Consider the following 25,903-nt stretch of genomic DNA (forward strand, 5'->3'; position numbering starts at 1 on the left):
CGTAGTTATTTTCTATGACAATAATCAGTTTTAAAATTTTATCTTTGGATAATGCAGGCCTTTCAAAAAAACAGTGAAATATTCAATCTTCTTTCTGAAGGTGTATCCGAAGGGATTATAGTTGTTAACACCGAACAGCTAATAGTCGCTACCAATTCCTCGGCGGGGCGAATGTTTGGTTACAAAAAGGGTGAACTTCTGGGAAAACCTTTGGAGACCCTGATACCGCGAAGGTACCATCATAACCACGGTCAAAACGTGGAACACTTTATTGAAAAAAGCGAACGACGGCAAATGGGCCAGGGAAGGGACCTACATGGAGTACGTAAAAATGGAGATGAATTTCCGGTCGAAGCAGGGCTTAATCCCTTTAAACTATATGACGAGACCTATGTTATGGCCCTTGTTATTGATATTACGGAACGTAAGATCAAGGAAAAGGAACTTAGCCATTGGGCCAGGATATTTGATGAATCACTGAATGAAATCTACGTGTTCCATGCTATCTCATTACATTTTTTAAATGTCAACAAGGAAGCTCAGCGGAATATGGGCTATGACCTAGAGGAATTTAAGGCCCTGACTCCATTGGACATTAAACCCAATATGGATCCACCGCAATTTAAGCTTCTTATAGACCCGTTGTTGAGGGGAGAAAGGGATAAGGTTAAGTTTGAAACCGACCACAAAAGAAAGGACGGATCTATTTATCCCGTAGAGGTGCATATTCAACTATCAATTCTTGGAGAAGAGCAGGTTTTTGTTGCCATAATACTCGATATAACAGAACGAAAAAATTACACGGAAAAACTAGAGAAAAAGGTTCAGGAACGTACCAAACAACTCACGGAAGCCCTCGCCAAGGAGAAAGAACTGAACGAATTAAAAACACGTTTTCTGTCCTTGGTTTCCCATGAATTTAAGACCCCTTTGAGCAGTATTCTGACCTCTATAACTTTATTGGCCAAATACACTGAGGGCCACCAACAGGAAAAACGGGACAAACATGTAGATACTATAAAGAACAAAGTGCGGTACTTGGATACCATTCTAACCGATTTTCTTTCGGTAGAGCGTTTGGATTCCGGAAAGGTAAATTATAACATCGAGGACTTCCCTCTAAGCAAAGTTATAAACGAAGTGGTTTACGGGGCCAATATGCTGCTTAAATCGGGACAGCAAATCACATACCCCGAGAATATAGATGATATTTTCATCAGATTTGATGAAAGAACCTTGGAACTCGCCTTGTCCAACCTAATTCACAACGCCATAAAATATTCCCCAGAGGACACGACCATTGATCTGGTGGTGAGCAATGGAGCCGGTAATATACTAATACAGGTCGTTGATCGTGGTATTGGGATTCCTATCAAAGAACAAAAATATATTTTCAATCGTTATTTTAGGGCAGAAAATGCCTTGTTGAACCAAGGTACTGGCATTGGCCTTAACATTGCCAAACAACATTTGGAGAATCTTGGCTCTACCATTGAATTTAGCAGTGAAGAAAACAAAGGATCTATTTTTACAATAGTTATCCCCCTGGAAAACATAAATTAAGAGAACAATGAAGACTATTTTATTGATCGAGGACGATAGGGCCTTACGCGAGAACACCGAAGAGCTATTGGAACTTTCAGGTTATTCCGTGACAACGGCACCTAACGGAAAAGTTGGCATTATAATGGCCAAGGAAATAATACCGGATATCATTGTCTGTGATATTATGATGCCAGAGTTGGATGGTTATGGGGTCTTAAAAGATCTGTCCTCCGATGAAAAGACTAGGCTAATTCCCTTTATATTTCTGTCTGCCAAAACGGAACACAAAGAAATACGAAAAGGAATGGATCTGGGTGCGGACGACTACCTTACCAAACCTTTTGAAGAAGAGGATTTAATAAGCGCCATTGAAAGCCGTTTGGCGAAAGTGGAGCTTCTGGGGAGGATGTCGCAAGAGGGCGCATTAAATCCACTGGCCACTGACAACCAAATACGCACTTTAAACGAGTTGAAGAACTTTTTTGACGATAACGGTGAACCTGTAAATATTGCGCAGGGTGGCACCATATATCAAGAAGGTTCATATAGCCATAAAATATACCTTATTTTAAAAGGAGTGGTAAAATGCCATACCATGGACGAGGATGGGAAGGAATTGATCACCTCGCTTTACAGGGCGGACGACTTTTTGGGATTTACATCTTTTCTAGATAATGTTCCGTATCAGGAATCGGCAACGGCCATTGAAAATGTGGAACTGGCTGGTATTTCCAAAGAAAATTTAAAGCAGGTGTTGGAAAAGAATCACAACATATCCATGGAACTAATGGAACTTCTTACTGGAAATATAAAGGATATTAAACAGCAATTGCTACAAATGGCCTATAGTTCGGTTCGTAAGAAAACGGCTCAAACCTTATTGCAATTTGCGGAAATCATGAACAATAAAACTGAGGATCCCATCAAAATTTCCCGAAATGATCTTGCCAGTGTAGCCGGTATTGCTACGGAAAGCCTAATACGTACACTCTCCGGGTTTAAAAAGGAAGGTTTGATCGACATTGAGGGCAGAAATATACGAATCAAGGAATTAAAGGCCTTGCAGTTTATCAATTAGAATAATTTTTTGAATCCTTGAGGTATCTTTTTTACTCAAGATGACCAATATCATATTACAACTTTGGCCATAACCGTAATTTTGTGGCATCGTTGATAATCGAATGAATGAAAAATATACTGTTCCCCACGGACTTTTCCAATAATTCTTGGACCGCAATTGAATATGCCATTGAGCTTTTCAAGAGCGTTCCCTGTAATTTTTATGTACTCCATGTAGGCCGTTTAAGCCAATCCGGTGTGCAGAGCAATTCGTTCATCATGCCTTCCAAAACTGACAATGAATCCCTCAAGGATAATCTAACTGACATTTTTGCCCGTATCCAAAACATTACCGACAGCAAAAATCATCATTTTATTGCACTTCAAGATTATGGAAACCTTGTAGATATTATTCGCAAGACCGTATTGGATAAAAAGGTAGATCTTATTGTCATGGGAACCAAAGGGTCTTCAGGTTTAAAAGAAACCATTTTAGGTAGCAATACCGGAAATGTCATGACTAAAGTACACTGCAATCTATTGGTTATACCTGAAAAGGCAGAACCATCCTTACCAAAGAAAATTGCCTTTCCTACAGATTATAATATTTTCTATTCGCACTCCATATTGGAAGCCATTTCAAAAATGCTCCGTACCTCCAAGGCCAACTTAAAGGTGGTAAATGTCACCAAACCCAATGTGAAATTTAATCTGGCCCAAAATGAGAACATGGTTTATTTACAGGACTATTTACTGGAACTACATGACAAATCGTATAGTATTCACAACTTAGAGGACAATAGGGCAAAAAATGCCATCGAGAGATTCGTAATCCATAAAAAAATAGATATGGTAATCATGGTAGCCAAGAACCTCAATTTTCTACAACAACTGTTTCTTGACAATACCATTAAAAAAATTAGTTTTCAAACCAGAGTACCGTTGCTGGTATTGCACGAGCAGCCTACGTATACATCTTGATCAATAGCTACTGATAAATATCATAGGTTTTATATGCCGCAACCAATAAATTTGGTAGGTATACAAAAGAAAACCTATGAAAACCGTTTTGATTCCTACCGATTTTTCCAGCAGTGCAATGCATGCTATTGATTATGCCTTGAATCTGTATAAATGCGAACGAACCAATTTTTACTTCCTACATGCCTATGCCGACGATGTCTATGGCCCGTTTAAGACCAATGGCGAAACCTCTTTTGAACAGCAAAAGCAAGCCATTAAAAATAATACGGATAAATCCTTAGAAGATCTAACCCAAAAACTCATCCTTAGAGAGCATAATCCGAAACACACCTACAAAACACTTTCGGCATTCGAAACCCTTGTAGATGCAGTTAACGATTATGTTAACGAACTAAATGTGGACATGGTGATTATGGGAACAAAGGGACAAACGGCCGACAAAAAAATTACTTTCGGCAGCCATACGGTACAGGTATTCAAATATGTGCAATGTCCTGTACTGGCTATTCCCCTTGATTACAAGTACCAACAACCAAAGAAAATACTGTTTCCCACAGACTACATGCTGCCCTACAAGCGTCGGGAATTGAAGCTTTTGGACACCTTGGCGTCCGAATATAAATCAGAGATACATTGCCTTTACATTTCAGACTTTGAGGATTTAAGCCATAGACAGGTAGATAACCAGCGCTTTCTTAAGGAGGCTCTGTCCAGCGCATTCCTGTATTTCGAAATACGACCCACTAAGAAAAAAGCGGAGGTGATTATGGAATACATCAAAAAAAATAACATCAACCTATTGGTCATGGTGAACTCACGGCATTCATTCTTAGAGGATATGCTTTACCGATCTACTGTAGACGTAATTGGGCTACGGCTGAAACTTCCTTTTTTGGTAATGCAAAATTTACCCCGATAAACTTAAAAGATGAAAGGATGAAAAAAATATTATTGCCCACCGATTTTTCCGAAAATGCATGGAACGCTATAGACTATACCCTCAACTATTTCAAAAATGAAAAGTGTCTGTTCTATATATTGCATACCTATACCCCAACTTTTTATAGGGTAGATTATATGATGGGTGGTCCCGTAAATAGTGCTATTCCCGATAAGAACGTTGAGCTGGCACAAGCGGGTTTGGAAAAAACACTAGCGGATATCAAAAATAACTATGCCAATAATAATCACCGGTATAAGACCCTGTCCTCCTTTAACATTCTGACCGATGAGATTCAAGAAGTTACCGAACGAGAGCATATAGACATGATTGCCATGGGAACCCAGGGAGCTACAGGTGCCAAAGAAATATTTATAGGAACCCGTACCGTCCATGTCATCAAAAAAGCAAAAATACCAGTATTGGCCATCCCAAGCGGTTATACCTATAAGGAAATCAAATCCATCGTTTTCCCCACGGATTATATCAGACCCTATGACAAAGAAGCATTAGGCTTTCTCACAAATATGTCCAAGATGTTAAAAGCCAAATTGATCGTCCTAAATGTCAAGGAAGAGTATGTATTGAGTGAAGAACAAATTGCTCATAAAAAAACATTGGATGTCCTCCTTAAAACCGCGGACCATTCCTTTGAGCAGGTCAAGGGTGAATTAATGCCAAATGCCATACATGAATATGTAGAGAAACATAGAATAGGACTTTTGGCAATAATGAACCGGAAGCATTCATTTTTGGAAAGATTGATAACCAAATCTACGGTGGACTCCATAGGATACCATTCCAGGATTCCCTTTTTGGTAATACCAGAGACCTGGAAAGACCTCCCTAAAAAGTCCAAAACATGAAAAAGATCCTGTTGCCCACCGATTTTTCCGATAATGCATGGAATGCCATATTTACAGCTGTAAAACTCTATGCCTCCGTAAAGTGTAAATTTCTCATTTTACATGCCTACGAACCAAAAGCCATGAATATATTAGGAAAAAAAAGTCAACAACGATTAGGAGTCATTTATGATTCTTTGGAAAAGTATTCGACCCAGGAACTGGACAAGATATTGGAGTACCTCAATAAAAACCACAACAACGCCAACCATAGCTTTGAAACCATTTCCAAGTCGGACACTTTGGAAAAATCCATTAAGGAATTGACAACCGCCGAGGAGGTAGACCTTATCGTCATGGGTACCCAAGGCGCTACTGGAGCCAAGGAAATCTTTTTGGGAAGTAATACGGTAAAAGTCCTGAAGCAACTAAAAAATAATTCTGTATTGGTGGTTCCCAAAGACTATAACTTCCAAAAATTAAAGACAGTGGTTTTTCCAACGGATTATACCAGAATGTATAAAAAGTTGGAGCTATTGCCTATGACAGAAATAGCCAAACTTTGGAAAGCTACTATAAAGGTAATACACGTAGGAGTTGAATTTAAACTAAGCAATGTCCAAAAAACTAATATGGGAATTTTGGAAGAGCGGCTAGAGGGTTCGGATTACTCCTTACACGAGATAGCTTTTGAAGCCAACGTAGAGCAAAGTGTGGAACAGTATATATCGGAAATCCGTGCGGACTTACTAACCGTGTTAAGGTACCAGCACAGCTTTTGGGAAAGAATTATCGGAGAGCCTGTTATTAAAAAATTAGCATTCCATTCCAAGGTACCGGTATTGTTTCTTCCCGAGCAATCCCTACGAAAATAGACCATATGTTATTTTAAAAGATTTAAAGATGAAAGCAAAACATATACTGTTACCCACAGACTTTTCGGCCAATGCCCGTAACGCCATAGATTATGCCATTTACCTCTTTGAAAAAGTGGAATGTGTTTTCCATATTCTGCATGCGTTTGAGGTAGGCCCATCCAACTTGAGCAGCAACATGGGAAAAGCTAAAGATACACGCCTGTTCAGGGCAATAAAGGACGAATCGGAAAGAGACGTAAAAACATTGGTTAGCGAATTGGAGTCGGTCAACAAAAATAAATTACACACTTTCGAGGAATTAAGTGTAGCCGATTCTTTGGTAAATGCCATTGGAAGAACCTCAATAGATAAGGGAATAGACTACATTTTTATGGGAACCAAAGGGTCATCAGCACTGAAAGAAGTTTTTATGGGTAGTAACACAGTAAAGGTTATACAAAAAATCGACTTCTGCCCTATTATTGCCGTACCTGAAAATTATGACTTTGACATTCCGGATGAAATAGCCTTTGCCACAAATTTTGAACATATTTACAGTGAGGTAGAACTGGTACCACTTATAAATTTGGCCAAATTATGGCACTCCAAGATTGTCATTGTCCATATAGATACGGGCAAAAAATTACTGGCCCATCAAAAAACAGCCAGAGATCTTTTAACGGAAATGTTTCATGGAATTAAATACAGTTTTGAAGAGGTTAATGGACATGCAAATATTTCCGGTGCCATTAATAGCTATGCTCGTGACAATAAAAACATAGGTATGATCGCCATGGTTAATTATTGGCATAGTTTTTTTGAAAAACTCACAAAAGAAAACGTGATCAAGAGGGTCGCCTTTAGCACAGAAGTACCTTTTTTGATATTTCCCCTGATTGAACCCTAGACCCGGAATAGCATTATACCCTAATTGAGGACGATATGATATTTGTCATTTGGGAACAGTCCCAGAGAGATTACTTTTAACTAATTGAACTGAACCAACAATAAACTGTCATGAAGAATATATTGATACCCACGGACTTTTCTGACAATGCTTGGAACGCCATTAAATATGGAACTGCATTGTACCATAAAACCAGATGCACTTTTCATATAATTCATATCAATCCCATTTCCTACAATTCCGGCGGAGAAGCTGCCATGTATGTTTCACCAGAATTACTTGAGGAAACCATTTTAAAGGAAAGCAATGAAAAATTGGAACATTTACTTAAAGATGTTGAACGCTTGCCGCTTAACACCAAACATACCTTTAAAACAACAGCTCTCTACGGATTTTTTACCGATCACATAAAGCAGGAGGTCAAGGATAAAAATATCGACTTGATCATTATGGGGACTAAAGGAGCTACCGGCCTAAAAGCTGTTTCCTTGGGAAGCAACACAGGTAACGTGCTCACCAAAGTAAGATGTGCCGTTCTGGCTGTTCCCGAGGATGCCGAGTACACTTCCCCAAGGGAAATAGGATTTCCTACAGATTACCAATTAAGCTATGAAATAAAGGTTCTTGACCAAATTAAGGAACTTGCCTTAATGCACAATTCCGCATTACGGTTCCTTTATGTAGCGAAAAAAGGAGAAAACCTTAACGAAATGCAGCTGAATAACAAGGAATTTTTAAAAAACTATTTCAGGGAAAACGAACACTCCTTTTATGTTCTAACAGAAAAAAAACTGGATGATGCTGTTCAAGCCTTTGTAGAAAGTAGGGATCTGGACATGTTGGTGATGGTGGCCAAGAACTTAAACTTTCTAGAGCGCATCCTCTTTAAACCAATGGTAGAAAAGATAAGTTACCATACCAAGATTCCATTTCTAATAGTACACGAATAAAAATAATACAGGGATACTTAAAATTAAATATGCTGGCGAACAACACTTATTATATCGTTCTTTTGTAGCACTCCAGACTGCCTCCAAACCTGTTTTCCATTTTTAAACAGCAACATGGTAGGCACTCCCTTAACTTGATAAGTACTTGCCAAGGATTGATTCTTATCTACATCTATCTTAACAATTTTCAGTGCGTTGCCCATTTCGTCCTTAACCTGCTTCAAAATAGGTGCCAGCATTTTACAAGGGCCGCACCAATCGGCATGAAAATCAACTAAAACTGGGGTATCTGAATTAATGATATTACTAAAACTACTCTTCATAATTATTTTTTTGCCAAGTAAAATTACCAAAACAATGAAGATACTGAACTGACCGATATCATGGTTTTCAAAATTATTCTGATCTAGTTTTACGGCACTAAAGTTATAAAATATCATGAAACGAATTTTGCTTCCTACCGATTTTTCAGACTATTCCTTTCAGGCCATAGGTTACGCTTTGAGCCTTTTCAAAAATATAAATTGCAGGTTTTTCCTGATTCATACCTATATGCCTCCAGTGTATAATGCGGAATATTTAGTTGGTAGTCCGGGACTTATAGGTCTGGGCGATGTAATGCAGGAAACATCCATGACACAACTGGAAAAACTAAAAAATCGACTTCAAAAGGAACACAATAATTCCAAGCACAGTTTTACTGTACAAACCTCATTTAACACCCTCTTGAACGAGGTTATGGAAACAGTTGAATCCGAAGGTATAGATTTGGTGGTTATGGGGACCAAAGGTGCCACAGGAGCTAAGGAAATCCTTTTTGGGACGAATACCGTACACATTATAAAAAAAGCCAATTGCCCTGTTCTAGTTATACCCCCAAATTTTGAGTACGAAAATCCCTTGGAAATATTATTTCCAACAGATTTTGAAATAGGGTACAATAAAGAATTACTAGCACCTCTTTTAGATATCGCTGAGGAGCATGGATCCCAAATTAATGTACTGCATGTATCCACGGGATATAAGCTTACTAAAGATCAAGAAAAACAAAAAAAGGGACTGGAAAAGATTTTAGAAAAAACGGCGCTGTTTCACGATGTGCCCAGCAACGACATTATAAATGCCATCAATGCCTTCCAAGCCAAGGAAAAAATTAACCTCTTGGTCATGATTCAGAACAAACATACCTTTTTTGAGCGTCTATTTATTGAGCCTGTAATTAAAAAAATAGGTTTTCATGTCAATATCCCTTTTATGGTTATTCCACAATTAAAATAACGGAGAATGAAAAATATACTTGTAGCGACCGATTTTTCCAATAATGCGTATTGCGCCCTTTTCTATGCAACAAAACTTTTGGCCTCCCAGTCCTGTACATTTCACCTTCTGAACACCTATTCCGAGCTCACCATTTCTTCAGGCAAAACACTTCCGGTCTTGGGGATTAAAAAATATTTGAAACAATTGGAAACTGAATCCCTGGAAAAAATCACCCATATTAAGCACAAAATAGTCTTGGATAACGAGAATCCGCTTCACACCTTCAAGACTATTTCCCTAAAAGGTGATTTGGTCGATATTATAGAGCAAAAGGTCAAAGAACTTAGTATTGATTTAATAACCATGGGGAATAAAGGGCTGACAGAGACTGCCGACATATTCTTTGGGAGCAATACCATAAAGGTAGCCAATAACATAAAAGAATGCCCATTGTTGGCCATACCGGGCGAAATGGATTTTCACCCACCAAAGGAAATAGCCTTTGTTACCGACCTGAGAAAGAATTGTGACCAAAAAACACTTACCCCTCTTTTGTACATTTCCTCTTTATCCAAGGCCTCCATAAGGGTTGTGCACGTACATGAACAACATATTTTGAACACGACCCAAGAAGCGAACAGAAAGCAGTTGGCAGAAGCTCTAAGCTCCCAAGGACATTCTTTTCAATGGATAAGGAACTTTGACGACAAGGCTAAGGTTATAGACGTTTTTTTGGAAAAACTGAAAGTGGATATGTATGCCATGGTACACGAAAAAAGGAGCCTTTTTGAAAAACTTACCCGAGAGCCTATAGTGAAAGATCTAAGTATGTATTCCGATATTCCATTTTTAATCCTTCCACCGTTGGCATGACGATTGTCATAGTAACTGTGACTATAGCCCATTATATTTAGTACATCAATCTAAAGAAGAATTGTTATGGACAAAAGAATATTAATTCCTACCGATTTCTCCAAGAACGCACTGAATGCCGCGCGCTATGCCTTGGATCTATATGCAAAGCTCAACTGCGAATTCTACTTTTTAAACGTTTTCCGGTTGGATCATTACACTACCAATACCTTGATAATGCCAGAGCCTGGCAGCCCGGAATTTGAAGCAGCAAAAGCTAAATCGGAAGAAGGTTTTGCCAAACTATTGGACATGCTGGAGCTTCACCACGATAATCCCAAACATAGCTATCACACCATTTCTTCTTTCAATTTTCTTTCGGAGGCCATAAAACAGACCATAGCAAGTAAAGATATAGAACTTGTGGTCATGGGCACCCAAGGAGCTACTGGTGCCAAAGGGATTATTTTTGGAAGTAATACTGTGAATGCCATGGAGAAAATAAGGGAATGCCCAGTAATGGCCATTCCTGAGGATTTACGGTTCTCGATTCCCAAGGAAATTGTCTTCCCCACCAATTATAAATCCACCTTTAGGCGTAAGGAATTAAATTATTTGATAGAGATTGCTTTGATGCACCAAACATCTATAAGCGTTTTGCATTTTAAAAAGGAAACTTCCTTGGACGAGAGCCAAGAGGCCAACAAACAGCTCTTAGACGACATTCTGGAAAATGTAGACCATAGCTTCCACATCCTTACTGATAAAAACGTAGCCCGAGGAATAACTTCTTTTGTAGAAAGTAGAAAGAGTGACATGATTGCGTTTATCAACAAAAAGCATTTCCTCTTTAATAGCATATTTTCAAGGCCATTGGTCAAGGAGATTGGCTATGATGCCAAAGTTCCTATTTTGGCTTTAAACGAATCCTAGAGCATTGAATTATGAAATGAGCCACATTAGTTCTCAATATTAACCCAGAAGTATAATGGCGAATTCCAAGATTCATGAACACAGTATAAAACCAAAAGAGAAGGTTGTGAATAATTGCATCTGACCTCTTAATAACAAATAAATATAAACAGATGAAAAATATTGGAATATGGATGGATAAGGAAAAAGCCCATATCATCCGTTTGGATAACAAAGACGAAAACATGGAAACCATTTTTTCGGAAGTAGAATTTTTTAATCGTAAAGGAACATCGGGACCTAGGGTCAAAACTGGTGCAACCCAGGATGTTAAGCATGAACGCACCTATTTGGAAAGGGAAAAAGCTCAACTAAAAACGTATTTCAAAAAACTCGTAGATGCTGTAGGTGATGCAGATGCCATTGCACTATTTGGACCGGCGGATACCAATGAAAAGTTTAGAAAAGAACTGTTGGAAAACCATAAAGGCTTAGCAAATAAATTAAAAGCGGTCACCAAAGCCGACAGCATGACCGAGAACCAGACCAAAGCCTTGGTTAGGGACTTTTTCGGACAAAAAAAATAGTTCGATAATTTTTAATTGGAAGACCGGTAAAACAATATTTGGTTTACCGGTCCTATTAAAATCAATTGCCCATGAACAGTCCCTTGGACTTTATTAACGACCCCGTAGTACTACGGATTGCAAAACTTTTATTGTGGATACTGGCCATTGTGCTGTCAATTGGTTTTTTACGGAAGATCCTAAAAAAAAGAATAGAGAACGTCTCCGTTAGATATAAGGCGCAAAAAGGAGTAGAAGTCATTGGTTATATACTAATAGCGCTATTGATCTTAATGGCCTTTACTGTAGAAAACATAAAGGATTACACCATTATCATTGGCCTATTCACAGCAGGAATAACATTTACCTTGCAGGAGTTGATATTGAGTATAGCCGGATCTTTTTATATCTTTTTTGTAAGGGTCTATAAACCCGGAGACCGCATAGAGATCAATGGTATAAAAGGAGATGTAATTGACATTGATAGTATATATACTACCTTAATGGAAATTGGTGAATGGGTCAGCAGTGACAATTACTCGGGTAGGATCGTCAAGATCAGTAATGCCTTTGTATTCAAAGGTCCTATTAAGAACTACTCCATGGACTTCCCCTTTGTTTGGGATGAACTCAATATACTCGTAACCTATGATTCAGATGTTGCTCTGGCAAAAAAAATAGTACTGGAAAAGGCCACGGAATTCCTTTCTGACTATACCGAGAAATCCTTGGCAAAATGGGAGGAAATGGTGGAACACTATTATATAGAAAATGCCAAAATAGCCCCTACCTTGGCCATTAGTCCTACAGACAACTGGATAGCTATAAATTTAAGATATATAACCGATTACAAATTACGGCGGATTACAAAACATGAGTTGTTCGAGCAAATAGTGCTAGCCCTTATGGCCACAGATGGGAAGGTGAATCTAGCCTCCACCACCTTGCAACTTCTTAAAATACCGGAATTGGATATACATCTAAAGCAATGATATGGAAAAAGAATTGGACATTGAAATCCTCAAGACCTCTGGAGAACGAGCAAAATTTTCTTTGGATAAACTTCGCAATTCCCTTAAAAAAAGTGGTGCCGACCACAATTTGGTAGAACACATTGTTGGCCAAGTCAAGAATGAACTTTATGAGGGTATCTCTACCAACGAAATTTATAATAGAGCCTTTGCCCTTTTGAAAAAAAATAAATCGGTATTTGCCTCAAAATACAAATTAAAAAAAGCCCTTTACGAATTGGGTCCCACTGGATTTCCATTCGAACGTTTTGTGGCTGCCATCCTGGAATATTCAGGTTACCTTACCCGAGTGGATGAAATTATGAACGGCATCTGTGTTACGCATGAAATTGATGTAGTAGCCGAAAAAAATGGAACCGTCACCGTTATTGAATGTAAATTCCATTCCGAAGAGGGGCGTAACTGCAACGTTAAAATCCCCTTATATATACACTCAAGATATAACGATGTAAAAGCGTATTGGGCCACCAAGAAAAAAGACAATAGGCAACTGGATAAAGGTTGGGTAGTAACCAATACACGTTTTACGAAAGATGCAATTGCCTATGGCAAATGCGCGGGGTTGTATCTTTTAAGTTGGGACTTTCCTTTTAATGATGGATTAAAGGACCGCATAGATCGTTTGGGGCTTTACCCGATAACAGTATCCACCCTCCTTAGCAATAGAGAAAAACAGTTTTTACTGAGTAGGGATATTGTGCTTTGCAGGCAACTTTTGACGGATAAATTCTTTTTGGATCACTTGGGAATTTCCAACACTAGAAAAGTGAAAATCTTGGAAGAAATAAAACAACTCTGTAATAATTAGAACTTGAACAGTATCAAAATACATTTCCTCGGTGCTTCCGGAACCGTAACTGGCTCCAAATTTTATCTGGAAACCCCTGAATTGAATCTTATGATCGACTGCGGAATGTTCCAGGGTCTAAAAGAACTTAGACAACTTAATTGGTCTACCCTGCCCATAGATGCCTCTAAAATAGATATGGTCCTATTGACCCACGGACATCTGGACCATACAGGATACTTACCAAGATTATTAAAGGAAGGGTTTAAAGGAAAAATTATAGGAACTGCACCTACATTGGCCGTAACCAGGATTATACTTTTGGACAGTGCCAAGATACATGAAGAAGAAGCCGAGCAAGCCAATAAGGAAGGATATAGCAAGCATAACCCAGCATTGCCCTTTTATACGATAAAAGAAGCCGAGCGCACCTTGGATTTGTTTCAATCCAAGGAGAAGGATGAATGGATAACCCTATCGGAACACATTCGCTTCAAATACAGATATAATGGCCACATCATTGGCGCTACCTTTATTGAATTGGAAATTTATGGGAAGTTATTTGTTTTTTCAGGCGATATTGGCAGACTGCATGATGATCTACTAGACGCTCCAATGCGTCCAAAGTACGCCGATTATCTATTTGTAGAAAGCACCTATGGCAATAAATTACATCCCAAGGAAGATGTGGAAAGCATACTAAGTGGTCTTATTAAAACAACCATTCATGAAAGGGGTAATCTAATAATCCCATCCTTCGCTGTGGAGCGTTTGCAATCTTTAATGTATCTCCTTTGGCAGATGTACAAAAAAAACAAAATACCCAATATTCCCGTTTTTATAGATAGTCCTATGGGCAATAATGTGCTATCTATTTTTGAACAATTTCCACATTGGCATAAGCTACCCATGAATGAGTACCATGCCATGTGCAATCATTTTAATATTATAACATCCTATGCCGACACCTGGAAGACCATTGACGACCCCAGACCTAAAATTGTAATTGCCGGTAGCGGCATGGTTACCGGTGGCAGGGTACTCACCTATCTAAAGCAGCTGATCGATGTGGCATCAACATCTGTTTTATTGGTTGGCTTCCAGGCTGAAGGAACCCGTGGGCGACAACTATTGGAAGGTGCCCATGAGCTTAAATTATTCGGAAAATACCATCCGGTTAAGGCTAAAATACATCATTTGGAAAGCCTTTCGGCCCATGCCGACCAGAGCGAGTTACTGGATTGGATGAAGGATGTGGATAACATTCCGGAAACTGTATTCCTTATCCATGGCGAACCTACTTCCCTGGATGCGTTTAGTGTTAAAATAAAGGATGTTTATGGTTGGAAGGTACACATCCCCAAACTGAACGAAGTACGGGGAATTTTAATCTAAAACAGAGATGACAAATCTCATTGTGAGGGAATTAAGAAGTTACTAACTTTATTCAACATCCAGTTATATGTAAATTAAGTAACCAGAATTATGGACAAAGAGAATCAAGTAGCCCAATTACATTGGAAAGTTCAACAGTGGAAATTACATTTTCAATTAATGGATGATGAAATTGTTTTTATAAATCAGTTGTTAAATTCAAATGCATTTAAGCCCAATGTCCCCAATCTCTTTGAACACCTAATGGATTACAAAACCCGTTTGGAAAAAATAAATAGCAGAAGTGAAACCATAAGAACTCAAATTTCAACACATGAAAACAATTTGGGCGGCATATCGGATAAGTCGGAGAGTTCAAGTGGTTTAAACATTAATAAAAAAAATGATCAAATTCAGGTGGAGGTTGATGCATGCTTGGGTGATTTTCAAAACTTGAAATCCGAAATTTTTAATTATACTGGTGGCATTCTTTTAAATAATAACTCAGAAAGGAAATAATTGTTTAACTGACCATCGTCATATTATTTCTTCAGAGCATGGGGTAACTTGACCACCGTTCCAAACAATAATGATTAATTGAAAAAACTGTTGACATAAATTAATTTCATGATTTAATTGGGGAGAATGGCCAAAGGCTTTTGAACTTGTTCCCCATAGCAGAGCGCCTGCCACAACAAAATCTTAATGATGTTTTATGATGTACAGTCATTAGTCAATTATTTCAATAAAAATTATAACATGAAAAAAGTATTTATTTTATTCGCAGTACTACTAACGGGATGCTCTTCTATAAGTTTGGTAGAAAACTGGAAAAATCCTGATATTGTATTGTTCCATGCCAATAAAGTATTAATAGTAGGCATGGCACAAAACGAGGAAGCCAGAACCGAATTCGAAACAAGCCTACAGAAGGAGTTCAGCAAAAGAAATGTGGAAGCTATGCGAAGCCTAGATGTTTTTGACGTCTCCTTTACCGATACCAGAAAAACGGAAAAAGAACTGGACGATGTGGAACAAAGTCTATTGGATAAAGATTTTGATGCCATTCTGTTCACCAAAGTTACCGGTTCGGAGGATAGGGAGAGCTTTTTAAAATCCATTTCCAAGTGGAACAATTACCAGGGAAGATTCAATGATGATTATCTAAACAACCAGGACATTTATTATGACCAAGGATATTATGATAAGTTTACCGTCTACCACGCGGAGACCACTCTTTACTGTATTTGCGAGGGCAAGGAAAGGGCCATGATCTGGAGGGGAAGTATAGACATCGCCGATCCCAAAAACATTCAAAAAACCATAAAAGATTATATAAAATTGGTTGTATTGGCCATGGAAGATCAAGATCTAATCTTTATCAAAGAAGGAAAAAATGAAATTACTGGTCTATAGTGCAAAAGAGTTCGAAGTCCCTTTTTTAAGCAACGCCAACAAAAACGCACACAAGGTAACCTATACCAAAGATGCCCTGGATACAGAAACTGCAATCCAAGCGGTAGGATATAAGGCGATTTCCATATTTTCAGGGGATGATGCTTCTTCCGTTGTTCTGGAAAAATTATGGGATTTGGGGGTACGCTTCATTACACTGCGTTCGGCCGGACATAACAACGTGCATCTAAAAATGGCAAATAAATTCGGTTTTAAGGTGGCAAATGTTCCCGATTATTCCCCCCACTCCATTGCTGAGCATGCCGTTGCCCTATTACAGGCGCTTAACAGAAAAATTATACTGGCAGATAAGCAGGTACGCGCCTATAATTTTTTGCAAAATAATCTTATGGGCTTCAATTTAAATGGCAAGACCGTAGGCATCATTGGAACAGGCAGGATCGGCAGTGTTATGGCCAAAATTATGGCCGGATTTGGTTGTAAAATATTGGCCAACGATTTAAAACCGGATTACAAATTGGTCCAAATGTATGATCTTACCTATACTTCATTGGACAACTTATGTCAAAAATCGGATGTTATAAGCCTTCATATTCCACTTACCCAGGAAAACCACTATATGATCAATAGGCAGAAACTGAACTTAATGAAACCAGAAGCCATTTTAATCAACACGGCAAGGGGAGCCTTGGTAGAAACCAAAGATTTGATAGTTGCTTTGGAGAACAAGAAGATCGCGGGCTATTGTACAGATGTATATGAAAAGGAAAAAGGAACATTCTTTAAGGATAATTCCGCCACTGGGATTAAAGACGGACAACTAAAAAAATTATTATCATTTCCAAATGTATTGCTTACACCCCATCAGGGGTTTATAACCAAAGAAGCATTGACCAATATAGCCGAAGTTACTTTTGGGAATCTAAATAGCTGGGAAGAAGGTAAACCATGTAAAAACGAATTAGGTCTTGAAACAATCAGGTCATAACAACGGACTAAAAACTTTACCAAAACCTTCCTTCAGTTTTTCGGCCCATGGTCTTTTAAGATATTCTTCATAGGAGAGCATCCTACTAAGATTGGCATCCTTTAGAAAATCTTCCTTCAACAATTTTGCAAATGGCTCATCGTAAACAATGGCATTCACTTCATAATTCTGTTCAAAACTTCTATCGTCCAAATTGGCCGTACCTATTGTAGCAATGGCATCATCACTAACAATAATTTTACTGTGCAAAAATCCATCAGGAAATAGATAGATTTTTATACCCGATTTAAGCATGGACTCAAAATAGGATCTCACACTCCAGCTTACTATTTTGTTGTCCGCATTTTCGGACACCATTAATCGTATGTCCACACCACCAAGTGCAGCGGTCTGTAAGGCTTGCATAATGGCCTGCCCAGGAATAATATAAGGGTTGGTAATGTAAAGATAATCTTTCGCCTTATTGATAATGGTGAAATACGTCTGTTCCAGGGATGGGAAATCATCGTCCGGTCCACCAGCGACAATCTGTACAAGCTTACCTACATTTTTTTCAACCCTATCCATGTCCAGTTCCAAAGGCAGCAGAGATATGGTCTTTTGACAAACCAGGTACCAGTCCATTGCAAATACGAAATCCAAATGACTTGCAGCGGTACCTTCGAGCCTTAAATGCATATCGTGCCAATTGCCCAATTCAATATCTCCCTTCAGGTATTTGTCAGATACGTTTATTCCTCCAGTAAACGCCACTTTGCCATCTACCACGATAATCTTTCTATGGTTACGATAATTTAAGGATGAAAAAAAACGACCAAATTTGAAAGGGAGAAAAGGATATACCTCTACCCCAATGGCCATCAATTTCTTTAAATAAGCCTTGCTTAAGGAAAAGCTGCCAATACCATCGTAAATCATTCTTACTTCAACTCCATGCGCAATTTTACGTTCAAAAAGTAGTATTAACCTATTGGTGAGTTCCCCTTCTTCAAAAATATAATATTGAAGGTTTATTCGGTGTTGCGCATTTTCCAAAGCATCGAAAATAGATTCGAAGGTTGTCTTTCCGTCCTTTAACAATCGGAGTTCATTGTATTCTGTGGGAGGAAAATGGGAATTACGGTAAACCAAGGTCATAAGCTTTCGGTACTTTCCGCTCATGGTTGCCATATGTTGCATTAAGGGTTCCGGCAAGTTTAGAAATGCCTTCCTTTTTAATTTTAACAATTTATTCTTTCTACGGTTTCTTCCAAGTAGAAGATATAAGAACATTCCGCCTACAGGAATGGTAAAAATGGCCAAAAGCCAAGCTAAACTTTTAGAAGGTTTGGCACCATGTAAAAGGATACTTATAATGATGAATAAAGCAATAAGAAAGTAAAGACTAAAAAAAATTGCAGTCCACATGCTTGCGTTTTAGTTAACAATTTAGGATAAGTCCAATTATCAAAGTTCGGCAATCGTGATGGTTTAACTATGATATTTATCAGTTTATTGAAATGCACAGGGGTATTTATTCCTTTCCAAATTAAGAAGTTGACAAAGCAAAACCCTCAAAACTGTAAAACTTTGTTTTGAGGGTTATTATATGTAGTCCGTATTTTCTCTGTCCTGTAATATATTGAACTTAGTTTTGCCCAAGAAATATAAGGCTGAGTATGGATTACAGGGGGAATTTTATAATGTACTTTTTTTGATACAATTTTGCCATTGTTTGCCTTCGCACTTATAATTGTCAAACCGCATTCTTCAACCAGATATTGGAGATAAATAAACAGCTACGACAAAGGAGCACAAAGTTGAACCTATTTTTTTAATGACTAAAGGAGTTGACTAGCTTTCCTCTAAAACCGGTGGGCCCTTTAAATAATTGTCCGAACCATTTGAAAAGTCCACTTGTATTATAGGGTACAAAATCAAATCGGAGAATTGCCTCCGGTGACTCCTCACCTTTTATGGTAAGTCCGTCCGCAATCTCAAAATCCAAGAATTTAATTCCGTCCGCACGTTCTTCCAAGTGGTCACTATATATAATACTGTTGCCGGATTTACCAAGATAAAATCGGAATGCAGTATAAGTACCTGGGGTCAAAGTAAGCACACTTTTAGATTTTAAAAAAAGTCCGGTATGCATTCCTTTAATGGGTATTGAAGCCTGACCAGGGAAATCACTGATAAAATGCTCTTGCCCCTTATTATCTATAGCCGAAAACTTATTGATGTTCAAATTCATTTCCGTCACATTCATATCCGTGGAATAGGAATTGCGCAATACCAAATCCTTAATACATTTTCCATCGGAATCCAACTGACACCTATCCGATAAAAGAGGAACCACTTGCCATGTCTTGGGATAAAAATTCATATTTTTCATAACGATGTATTTTAAAGAATACACGTACAAAATTATAGGGAAGCATCAACTAATAAAACAAGAGGATTTTCCGATTTATGTGTTATTTTATCCGTAGAATGAAAATGAATCTTAATCAAATGTTAATATTGAGTACCCATGTTTAATTACGACCTAATGGGCCAAAGTTATGTATCCGTCTCCAAAACATTCAAAACCCTAATCCAAATTAACAAAGGTTATCTTGTGATTTTGGATAATTATAGGCTAGATATTACGCCAACCCAACTGCAGGACTAAAAATTAACAATAGCTGGCAATTGTATCGCCCTCTGATTTTAACAAATCTCTAAAAAGTAATATTTACAAAAGGAAGTATAGGGCTAGTGTATACACTTTCATCTTCCTTATAAAGTAGATTGTATTTTGCCCCAATAGATATTTTCTCATTAATATTCCACCCTACTCCTACAAATAAAGCTGAGTCCCAATAATCATCGGTAACTTTTCCCGTGGGGGTCTCAGTTTTGGTATTCACTTTGAGCTCGGCGAATTCCAACAAGGTGGTCAATTGTCTGATCGGCCTATACTGGGTTATTACGTTGGCTCCAAAAGTGGTGGTATTCTGCAAATCCTTGATAGAGGTATAACTGCCCTGGATTCCCCCACCTATACTCACTTTATTGCTTACCGCATATATTAAATTGGGAGCTAAGCTAATATTGGTGCCCCCAACAAAACTTAGTCCAAATCCAAAGCCAAATTTCAATCTATTTTCCTTCTTGGAAGTGCTATCCACTACCGCAATTTCCGTAGTTTGTGAAAATGCATTTTGACTGGATACGCACACGCCAATAGTTATGGCGATTGACAGGAATAATTTGTTAAATTTCATAATGGTCCTTTTAATGGTTGGTTTGTAAAACTCGCTTTTCTTTATTCAATATATGCCTTTTTTAACAATTTTCAATATTTATTTTGCCTGGTGCAACATCAATTATCAGATGTTCGAGCAATGAAAATGGATTGGCTATGGTGCCAGACTACCTTTGTAAGGATGCCATTACCGGCAATGAAATTAAACTGATCTGGGAAGGAACTATCTAGGATGTAGATTTTACACATTATGACGTTAGTGGGAATATTGTGAATAAGGAAACCATAAGAAGATAATATTTCATTAACTTCAAGCCTTATCCCGTCCTATTGGACTACAACCCTTTAAACCATAAACAGGTGCATCGAAGAAATTTTATTGGAAAAACGAGTACACTAGGAGCATTGGCTTTAATGCCCCTAAGCTCTTTCAGTTTATGGGAGCGACCGAAATATAAGATGGGCTATCAGCTTTTCTCGGTACGCACCAATATGGCAAAAGATCCCGTTGCCACTATTAAGGCCTTAAAGAAAATGGGTTACGAAGACTTTGAATTCTACGGATTTGATGCCGACAAGGACCTTATTTACGGATTTTCGCCATTGGAATTAAAAAATATTTTGGACGACCTGCAACTGTCAATCACCAGTGGTCATTACGGTTTTTCTTCTTATTTGGAAAAATCCGATGATGAATTAAAACGTTATGTAGATAAATGCATTAGCGCGGCAAAGACCTTGGATAGTAAATATATCACATGGCCCTATATAGCTCCGGAACAGCGAAACTTGGATAATTTTAAACTAATGTCCCGAAAACTTAACCTTATAGGGGAACAAGTAAATTCGGCCGGATTGGGCTTTGCCTATCACAATCACGGATACGAGTTTGAGGATTACGGTGGTCAGAATGGTTTTGATATCATCATTAACGAAACCGATGCTTCACTGGTAAAACTTCAGATGGACATGTATTGGGTTATGCACTCCTCTAAATTTACCCCAAAGGAATTAATAAAGAAACAACCTGGCCGCTATGTCATGTGGCATATAAAGGACATGGATAAAGTAAGCCGGGATTATTCCGAATTGGGCAATGGATCTATTGATTACAAGGAAATACTTCCCGACCCAGAAGAATCAGGATTGGAATTCTATTATCTGGAACAAGGAGGTAATTTTAAAACCAATCCTATGAAAAGCGCCGCTGACAGTGCCAAATATTTTAAAACCAACCTTCAAAAATATTTGTAACAATAGCGAAAATACCTGTGAGGCAAAATTGCCCAATTAAAACCTCTGCCCTTTAAAACGAACACATCAGGCGCCACAGATGAAATTAAAAAGCTGGTGTTACATCCATACTTTTTATTTATGAGCAATTGGGACCTAGCTTAGAAAGTGACAAAAGCCATCCATAAAATATTATTTTAATCCAGACCTGCGACACTTTTTAACTATCTGCTGCCACAACTGAACCTCAATTCTTATTTTTGTCAAATACTAAAAATAGAATTCTGGTCATGAACAATGGTTTAAGACGAATAGTGTACGATTACCTAATACAAACCAGGATGGATGCCATTACCGCCTCCTATTTAAATGCGCTAATACTTTTCGTTGGGATAGTTTTAGTAGTTGGTCTGTTGGATTATATTATTTGGAAAGTATTGAGGTTTGCTTCGGTCAACTTCGCTAGACGTTCCTCGACCAATTTTGATAATTTCTTGGTTGTTAATAAAGTACCACGATATGTGGCTCATATAGTTCCCTTATTATTACTATACGAGTTACTTCCACTTGCCTTTTTGGATTTTGAATATGCAGAAGGCATTGTATTAAAGACCATTGAAATCCTAGCCGTAATATTGGTGCTACTATTGATAAGAAGCCTACTGCGGAGCATAAAGGATTATCTGAAGACCTTACCCCATATGAAGGACAAACCCCTGGATAGCTACATTCAGGTATTTATGATATTTGCTTGGATCGGGGGACTCTTAACCCTTTTTGCAGTCATTACCGATACCACCATTTGGAAATTCTTTACTGCCTTGGGCGCTGCCTCGGCGGTAATCCTTTTGATTTTTAAAGATACCATATTAGGTCTTGTGGCCAGCATACAGGTAAGCATCAACGACATGGTCCGTATTGGTGATTGGATAACGTTTGAAAAATTTGGGGCAGATGGTAATGTTACCGAGATTTCCCTTGCCACTGTTAAGGTCCAGAATTTTGACAAGACAATCACTACTATTCCTACTTATTCGCTGATATCGGATTCGTTCAAGAATTGGAGAGGTATGGAGGCATCCGGTGGTCGGCGGATCAAACGTGCCCTGCTTCTAAAACAAAAAAGTATAAAATTCCTGACAGCAGAAAATATTGAAACCCTTAAAGGTATACAGCTAATTTCCAAATATATGGAGACAAGAAATACCAATATCGACACCTACAACAAGGAACATGGCATTGACAAAAAAATAGCCATTAACGGAAGAAACCTTACAAATTTGGGCGTTTTTAGAAAATATGTAGAAACATACCTAAAGAACCATTCTGCCATTAACCAGACAATGACCCTAATGACTAGGCAGTTACCCCCTACCAGTGAGGGTATACCAATGGAAATTTATGCCTTTAGCAGTGATAAGCGCTGGGAGAACTACGAATATATTATGGCCGATATTTTTGACCATTTATTGGCGGCACTTCCATATTTTGAGTTGGAAGTCTTTGAACTGCCAACCTCGATGGATGTTTATTTGGACAAGGTTAGAGATGAAAAGGGAGAATAGGTCTTTTTTGTTTAGCCCGTCACAACCCAGGATCAACTAGTAAATAGTTTTTCCATTAAATTAAAAATATGAAACGTGTATTGATTTTATTTGCCCATCCAAAATTTGAACAATCCAGGGCGAATAAAGCTCTTGTCGCAACTATTGAAAATATAGAGGGCGTTACCTTTCATGACCTTTATGAGCGCTATCCGGATTTTAATATAGATGTCATTGGTGAGAAAAAATTGTTGGAACAACATGATGTCATAGTTTGGCACCACCCCTTTTATTGGTACAGTTGTCCTCCCTTAATGAAACAATGGATGGATGTTGTTCTTGAATTTGGCTGGGCATATGGTCCAAACGCAAGTGCTCTGCATACAAAAAAGTGTTTAAATGTAATCACCACAGGTGGCACAAGGGAAGTCTATTGCCCAACGGGCTCTAACAACTACTCGGTAAATGAATTTTTAAGACCCTTTGAACAAACCGCCAGACTCTGTGGGATGGAATATATGCCTCCATTCACCGTCATGGGAACCCATAACATTAGCGATCAAGAGTTGGAGAAACATACCCTGCAGTACCGGCAATTGATAGGTTGCTTTCAGAAAAACCTGCCCATGGGAACGGTAGGTGATTGTGAATTCTTAAATGATACCCCCCAACTAAATAAAGTCGATTCCAAATGAGTGGTAGCTTTCTTTTCGCAGCGATAGTATTTCTTGCCGGTGCCATTATTTGCGTACCTATTGCCAAGAAGTTAGGATTGAGTTCAGTTCTTGGTTATTTGCTGGCCGGTATACTTATTGGCCCCTATATCTTAGGTTTTGTTGGGGATGAAGGCCAGGACATTCTTCATTTTGCCGAATTTGGTGTTGTAATGATGCTTTTCTTAATAGGTCTTGAAATAGAACCCAAGAACTTTTGGCAAATGAGAAAAACCATAGTGGGGATGGGCGGAGCCCAGGTACTAGGTACCATGATGGTTTCCTTCCTGCTATTTATCTTTATTGGATTTGACTGGAAAGTCTCCTTGATCATATCCATGGCAGTGTCCCTCTCCTCCACGGCCATCACGCTACAGACCATTAAGGAAAATGGCTTAATGAACACCACCTACGGTGCTTCTTCGTTTTCCATTCTTCTTTTTCAGGATATTATAGTCATTCTTATGTTGGCGGTAATCCCATTACTCACCGATACCGAAAAAACCTTAGTAGCCGCCGACCACGCAGATCATATTTATTTGCTTGAGAATCTACCCCTTGGACTTCAGGCATTGGCCATCTTCCTATCAGTTGTTTTAGTAATTCTTGCTGGACGTTATATTTTTGTACCCATGTTGCGTCTAGTAGCTAAAACTAGGCTAAGGGAGTTATTGTCTGCCTCCGCTTTACTTATTGTTTTTGCCCTGGCCTATCTAATGGAATTGGTTGGACTAAGTCCGGCTTTGGGAGCTTTTCTGGGAGGCGTGGTATTGGCTACCAGTGAATTTAAACATGAATTGGAAAGTAATTTGGAACCTTTCAAAGGCCTACTACTAGGCCTGTTCTTTATGGCGGTCGGTGCCTCAATTAATTTTATTGTACTTGGAGAAAACCCCTTAATGATAAGTGGTTTGGTAGTTGCCATAATCTTATTAAAGGCTCTAATCTTATTTTTAGTGGCTGTTACTTTTAAGCTCAAGGTAGACCAAAGACTTCTCCTTACCATAGGTCTGGCACAAATTGGGGAGTTTGCTTTTGTGCTTCTATCATTTGCCTTTCAACTAAATATTTTAAATCGGTTTGAACTGGATATAATGTTGGTGGTAACCGCTCTCACAATGACGCTAACCCCAATACTTGGAATACTTAATGAGCGACTTATTTTACCCAGATTTGGGACGAAAAAAGCTGAAACCAGGTCATTAGACCATATAGCAAAAACCCATAAGGTTATATTAGTAGGTTTTGGCCATTTCGGAAGTACCATTGGGCGGTTTCTCAGATCTAATGGTATAGAAGCCACTATATTGGATAGTGATTCAAACAGGGTTGATCTTTTAAGGAAAATGGGGTTTGAAGTATATTATGGCGACGCCAGTAGAATGGAATTATTGGAATCGGCCGGAATAGCCGAAGCCAAGATTCTGATATCTGCAATAGATGATTCGGATGCCGCAATCCACTTGTCAAAAATGGTTAAAGCAAAATATCCAACAGTAAAATTGATGGTACGTGCCAAAAATAGATATGACGCCTATGAACTATTAAACATGGGCATAGAAGATGTGTACAGGGAATCTTTGGAAACTTCTGTCAAGATGGCCGGTGACGTACTTCAACATTTAGGTTTTAGAAGGTATACCGTTCATAGACAAGCCCAAAAATTTATCCAATATGATGAGGAAGGTCTGAGAAGATTGGCCGATAAACCCAAAACCAGAGACGAGTATATTTTTAAGGCAAAACAGGAAATCAGACAACAGGAAAAACAGTTGGAGGAAGATCTAAAAAGAGGTATTATCGAATATGATAACCACTGGGATAGCGAACAAATGAGAGAGGCCCATAAAATGCCCAAGAATCAATAAATCTTTTTGGAATCATAAGAGGGTCAATAATAATCCCCATATA

26 protein-coding genes are annotated in these 25,903 nt (G+C 38.4%); 22 read left to right on the forward strand and 4 right to left on the reverse strand.

Annotated elements, in window-relative coordinates:
* The first annotated feature begins 51 nt into the window (after positions 1-51).
* The 8 genes from H4O18_RS11690 to H4O18_RS11725 all read left to right on the forward strand — a co-directional run bounded on the left by H4O18_RS11690 (position 52) and on the right by H4O18_RS11725 (position 8,087).
* Complete coding sequence (locus H4O18_RS11690; RefSeq protein WP_187584756.1) at positions 52-1,563, forward strand: sensor histidine kinase; 1,512 nt, start codon at positions 52-54, stop codon at positions 1,561-1,563.
* Between the two features lie 7 nt (positions 1,564-1,570).
* On the forward strand, positions 1,571-2,623 hold the full coding sequence (locus H4O18_RS11695; protein ID WP_187584758.1) for a response regulator: 1,053 nt from the start codon (positions 1,571-1,573) through the stop codon (positions 2,621-2,623).
* A gap of 107 nt (positions 2,624-2,730) precedes the next feature.
* Positions 2,731-3,585, forward strand: a complete 855-nt coding sequence (locus H4O18_RS11700) for a universal stress protein (RefSeq protein ID WP_187584760.1) — start codon at positions 2,731-2,733, stop codon at positions 3,583-3,585.
* A gap of 76 nt (positions 3,586-3,661) precedes the next feature.
* Complete coding sequence (locus tag H4O18_RS11705) at positions 3,662-4,507, forward strand: universal stress protein (RefSeq protein ID WP_187584762.1); 846 nt, start codon at positions 3,662-3,664, stop codon at positions 4,505-4,507.
* Between the two features lie 17 nt (positions 4,508-4,524).
* Complete coding sequence (locus H4O18_RS11710) at positions 4,525-5,394, forward strand: universal stress protein (RefSeq protein ID WP_187584764.1); 870 nt, start codon at positions 4,525-4,527, stop codon at positions 5,392-5,394.
* Positions 5,391-6,248 carry a universal stress protein gene (locus H4O18_RS11715; protein WP_187584766.1) on the forward strand — a complete coding sequence of 286 codons (858 nt, stop codon included), beginning with the start codon at positions 5,391-5,393 and terminating at the stop codon, positions 6,246-6,248. Before H4O18_RS11710 ends, H4O18_RS11715 begins: the two co-directional genes overlap by 4 nt.
* A gap of 28 nt (positions 6,249-6,276) precedes the next feature.
* Positions 6,277-7,137 carry a universal stress protein gene (locus tag H4O18_RS11720; RefSeq protein ID WP_187584768.1) on the forward strand — a complete coding sequence of 287 codons (861 nt, stop codon included), beginning with the start codon at positions 6,277-6,279 and terminating at the stop codon, positions 7,135-7,137.
* Between the two features lie 110 nt (positions 7,138-7,247).
* Positions 7,248-8,087: a universal stress protein gene (locus tag H4O18_RS11725; protein ID WP_187584770.1), complete on the forward strand. Its 840-nt coding sequence runs from the start codon at positions 7,248-7,250 to the stop codon at positions 8,085-8,087.
* A 23-nt stretch (positions 8,088-8,110) separates the two neighbouring features.
* On the opposite strand, the gene trxA is transcribed toward H4O18_RS11725, so the two are convergent.
* The gene (trxA, locus tag H4O18_RS11730; RefSeq protein WP_187584835.1) at positions 8,111-8,410 is read right to left on the reverse strand and encodes a thioredoxin; all 300 of its coding nucleotides are present in this window, start codon (positions 8,408-8,410) and stop codon (positions 8,111-8,113) included.
* A gap of 115 nt (positions 8,411-8,525) precedes the next feature.
* Between trxA and H4O18_RS11735 the strand changes: the two genes are divergently transcribed.
* The 10 genes from H4O18_RS11735 (at position 8,526) to H4O18_RS11780 (ending at position 17,273) form a co-directional block, all read left to right on the forward strand.
* Entirely contained in the window at positions 8,526-9,365 is an 840-nt protein-coding gene (locus tag H4O18_RS11735) for a universal stress protein (protein WP_187584772.1), read from the forward strand.
* Positions 9,366-9,371: 6 nt separating this feature from the next.
* Positions 9,372-10,220, forward strand: coding sequence for a universal stress protein (locus H4O18_RS11740; protein ID WP_187584775.1), 849 nt, complete (start codon positions 9,372-9,374; stop codon positions 10,218-10,220).
* A 66-nt stretch (positions 10,221-10,286) separates the two neighbouring features.
* Positions 10,287-11,132, forward strand: a complete 846-nt coding sequence (locus H4O18_RS11745; RefSeq protein ID WP_187584777.1) for a universal stress protein — start codon at positions 10,287-10,289, stop codon at positions 11,130-11,132.
* A gap of 152 nt (positions 11,133-11,284) precedes the next feature.
* Positions 11,285-11,698, forward strand: a complete 414-nt coding sequence (locus H4O18_RS11750; protein WP_187584780.1) for a hypothetical protein — start codon at positions 11,285-11,287, stop codon at positions 11,696-11,698.
* A 71-nt stretch (positions 11,699-11,769) separates the two neighbouring features.
* On the forward strand, positions 11,770-12,669 hold the full coding sequence (locus tag H4O18_RS11755) for a mechanosensitive ion channel family protein (protein ID WP_187584782.1): 900 nt from the start codon (positions 11,770-11,772) through the stop codon (positions 12,667-12,669).
* A gap of 1 nt (position 12,670) precedes the next feature.
* Positions 12,671-13,516 (forward strand): restriction endonuclease, encoded by an 846-nt coding sequence (locus H4O18_RS11760; protein ID WP_187584784.1) that lies wholly within the window; start codon positions 12,671-12,673, stop codon positions 13,514-13,516.
* A 3-nt stretch (positions 13,517-13,519) separates the two neighbouring features.
* Positions 13,520-14,890, forward strand: a complete 1,371-nt coding sequence (locus H4O18_RS11765; RefSeq protein ID WP_187584786.1) for an MBL fold metallo-hydrolase RNA specificity domain-containing protein — start codon at positions 13,520-13,522, stop codon at positions 14,888-14,890.
* A 90-nt stretch (positions 14,891-14,980) separates the two neighbouring features.
* A complete protein-coding gene (locus H4O18_RS11770; protein ID WP_187584788.1) occupies positions 14,981-15,388 on the forward strand; it encodes a hypothetical protein in 408 nt (135 codons plus the stop codon).
* A gap of 240 nt (positions 15,389-15,628) precedes the next feature.
* Positions 15,629-16,285, forward strand: coding sequence for a hypothetical protein (locus tag H4O18_RS11775; protein WP_187584790.1), 657 nt, complete (start codon positions 15,629-15,631; stop codon positions 16,283-16,285).
* Positions 16,266-17,273, forward strand: a complete 1,008-nt coding sequence (locus H4O18_RS11780; RefSeq protein ID WP_187584792.1) for a 2-hydroxyacid dehydrogenase — start codon at positions 16,266-16,268, stop codon at positions 17,271-17,273. The genes H4O18_RS11775 and H4O18_RS11780 overlap by 20 nt, the downstream gene beginning before the upstream one ends.
* On the opposite strand, the gene cls is transcribed toward H4O18_RS11780, so the two are convergent.
* From cls to H4O18_RS11795, 3 genes are all read right to left on the reverse strand, one after another.
* Complete coding sequence (gene cls, locus H4O18_RS11785; RefSeq protein ID WP_187584794.1) at positions 17,268-18,680, reverse strand: cardiolipin synthase; 1,413 nt, start codon at positions 18,678-18,680, stop codon at positions 17,268-17,270. The genes H4O18_RS11780 and cls overlap by 6 nt on opposite strands.
* A 406-nt stretch (positions 18,681-19,086) precedes the next feature.
* A complete protein-coding gene (locus H4O18_RS11790; RefSeq protein WP_187584796.1) occupies positions 19,087-19,647 on the reverse strand; it encodes a hypothetical protein in 561 nt (186 codons plus the stop codon).
* 328 nt (positions 19,648-19,975) lie between these two features.
* Positions 19,976-20,521 (reverse strand): hypothetical protein, encoded by a 546-nt coding sequence (locus H4O18_RS11795; protein WP_187584797.1) that lies wholly within the window; start codon positions 20,519-20,521, stop codon positions 19,976-19,978.
* Between the two features lie 341 nt (positions 20,522-20,862).
* On the opposite strand from H4O18_RS11795, the gene H4O18_RS11800 reads away from it, so the two are divergent.
* The 4 genes from H4O18_RS11800 to H4O18_RS11815 all read left to right on the forward strand — a co-directional run bounded on the left by H4O18_RS11800 (position 20,863) and on the right by H4O18_RS11815 (position 25,860).
* Positions 20,863-21,756 (forward strand): sugar phosphate isomerase/epimerase family protein, encoded by an 894-nt coding sequence (locus H4O18_RS11800; RefSeq protein WP_343065457.1) that lies wholly within the window; start codon positions 20,863-20,865, stop codon positions 21,754-21,756.
* 269 nt (positions 21,757-22,025) lie between these two features.
* Positions 22,026-23,300 (forward strand): mechanosensitive ion channel family protein, encoded by a 1,275-nt coding sequence (locus H4O18_RS11805; RefSeq protein WP_187584839.1) that lies wholly within the window; start codon positions 22,026-22,028, stop codon positions 23,298-23,300.
* Positions 23,301-23,368: 68 nt separating this feature from the next.
* Positions 23,369-23,974 (forward strand): glutathione-regulated potassium-efflux system oxidoreductase KefF, encoded by a 606-nt coding sequence (kefF, locus tag H4O18_RS11810; RefSeq protein WP_187584799.1) that lies wholly within the window; start codon positions 23,369-23,371, stop codon positions 23,972-23,974.
* The gene (locus H4O18_RS11815) at positions 23,971-25,860 is read left to right on the forward strand and encodes a monovalent cation:proton antiporter-2 (CPA2) family protein (protein ID WP_187584802.1); all 1,890 of its coding nucleotides are present in this window, start codon (positions 23,971-23,973) and stop codon (positions 25,858-25,860) included. Before kefF ends, H4O18_RS11815 begins: the two co-directional genes overlap by 4 nt.
* Positions 25,861-25,903 lie beyond the last annotated feature (43 nt).

It is taken from the genome of Arenibacter arenosicollis, assembly GCF_014397245.1.
Taxonomy (GTDB): Bacteria; Bacteroidota; Bacteroidia; order Flavobacteriales; family Flavobacteriaceae; genus Arenibacter; species Arenibacter arenosicollis.

Bases quoted from the DNA above. Each gene is read 5' to 3' on its own strand.
- H4O18_RS11690 (WP_187584756.1), top strand. From the start codon at position 52: ATGCAGGCCTTTCAAAAAAACAGTGAAATATTCAATCTTCTTTCTGAA.
- H4O18_RS11695 (WP_187584758.1), top strand. From the start codon at position 1,571: ATGAAGACTATTTTATTGATCGAGGACGATAGGGCCTTACGCGAGAAC.
- H4O18_RS11700 (WP_187584760.1), top strand. From the start codon at position 2,731: ATGAAAAATATACTGTTCCCCACGGACTTTTCCAATAATTCTTGGACC.
- H4O18_RS11705 (WP_187584762.1), top strand. From the start codon at position 3,662: ATGAAAACCGTTTTGATTCCTACCGATTTTTCCAGCAGTGCAATGCAT.
- H4O18_RS11710 (WP_187584764.1), top strand. From the start codon at position 4,525: ATGAAAAAAATATTATTGCCCACCGATTTTTCCGAAAATGCATGGAAC.
- H4O18_RS11715 (WP_187584766.1), top strand. From the start codon at position 5,391: ATGAAAAAGATCCTGTTGCCCACCGATTTTTCCGATAATGCATGGAAT.
- H4O18_RS11720 (WP_187584768.1), top strand. From the start codon at position 6,277: ATGAAAGCAAAACATATACTGTTACCCACAGACTTTTCGGCCAATGCC.
- H4O18_RS11725 (WP_187584770.1), top strand. From the start codon at position 7,248: ATGAAGAATATATTGATACCCACGGACTTTTCTGACAATGCTTGGAAC.
- trxA (WP_187584835.1), bottom strand. From the start codon at position 8,410: ATGAAGAGTAGTTTTAGTAATATCATTAATTCAGATACCCCAGTTTTA.
- H4O18_RS11735 (WP_187584772.1), top strand. From the start codon at position 8,526: ATGAAACGAATTTTGCTTCCTACCGATTTTTCAGACTATTCCTTTCAG.
- H4O18_RS11740 (WP_187584775.1), top strand. From the start codon at position 9,372: ATGAAAAATATACTTGTAGCGACCGATTTTTCCAATAATGCGTATTGC.
- H4O18_RS11745 (WP_187584777.1), top strand. From the start codon at position 10,287: ATGGACAAAAGAATATTAATTCCTACCGATTTCTCCAAGAACGCACTG.
- H4O18_RS11750 (WP_187584780.1), top strand. From the start codon at position 11,285: ATGAAAAATATTGGAATATGGATGGATAAGGAAAAAGCCCATATCATC.
- H4O18_RS11755 (WP_187584782.1), top strand. From the start codon at position 11,770: ATGAACAGTCCCTTGGACTTTATTAACGACCCCGTAGTACTACGGATT.
- H4O18_RS11760 (WP_187584784.1), top strand. From the start codon at position 12,671: ATGGAAAAAGAATTGGACATTGAAATCCTCAAGACCTCTGGAGAACGA.
- H4O18_RS11770 (WP_187584788.1), top strand. From the start codon at position 14,981: ATGGACAAAGAGAATCAAGTAGCCCAATTACATTGGAAAGTTCAACAG.
- H4O18_RS11775 (WP_187584790.1), top strand. From the start codon at position 15,629: ATGAAAAAAGTATTTATTTTATTCGCAGTACTACTAACGGGATGCTCT.
- H4O18_RS11780 (WP_187584792.1), top strand. From the start codon at position 16,266: ATGAAATTACTGGTCTATAGTGCAAAAGAGTTCGAAGTCCCTTTTTTA.
- cls (WP_187584794.1), bottom strand. From the start codon at position 18,680: ATGTGGACTGCAATTTTTTTTAGTCTTTACTTTCTTATTGCTTTATTC.
- H4O18_RS11790 (WP_187584796.1), bottom strand. From the start codon at position 19,647: ATGAAAAATATGAATTTTTATCCCAAGACATGGCAAGTGGTTCCTCTT.
- H4O18_RS11795 (WP_187584797.1), bottom strand. From the start codon at position 20,521: ATGAAATTTAACAAATTATTCCTGTCAATCGCCATAACTATTGGCGTG.
- H4O18_RS11805 (WP_187584839.1), top strand. From the start codon at position 22,026: ATGAACAATGGTTTAAGACGAATAGTGTACGATTACCTAATACAAACC.
- kefF (WP_187584799.1), top strand. From the start codon at position 23,369: ATGAAACGTGTATTGATTTTATTTGCCCATCCAAAATTTGAACAATCC.
- H4O18_RS11815 (WP_187584802.1), top strand. From the start codon at position 23,971: ATGAGTGGTAGCTTTCTTTTCGCAGCGATAGTATTTCTTGCCGGTGCC.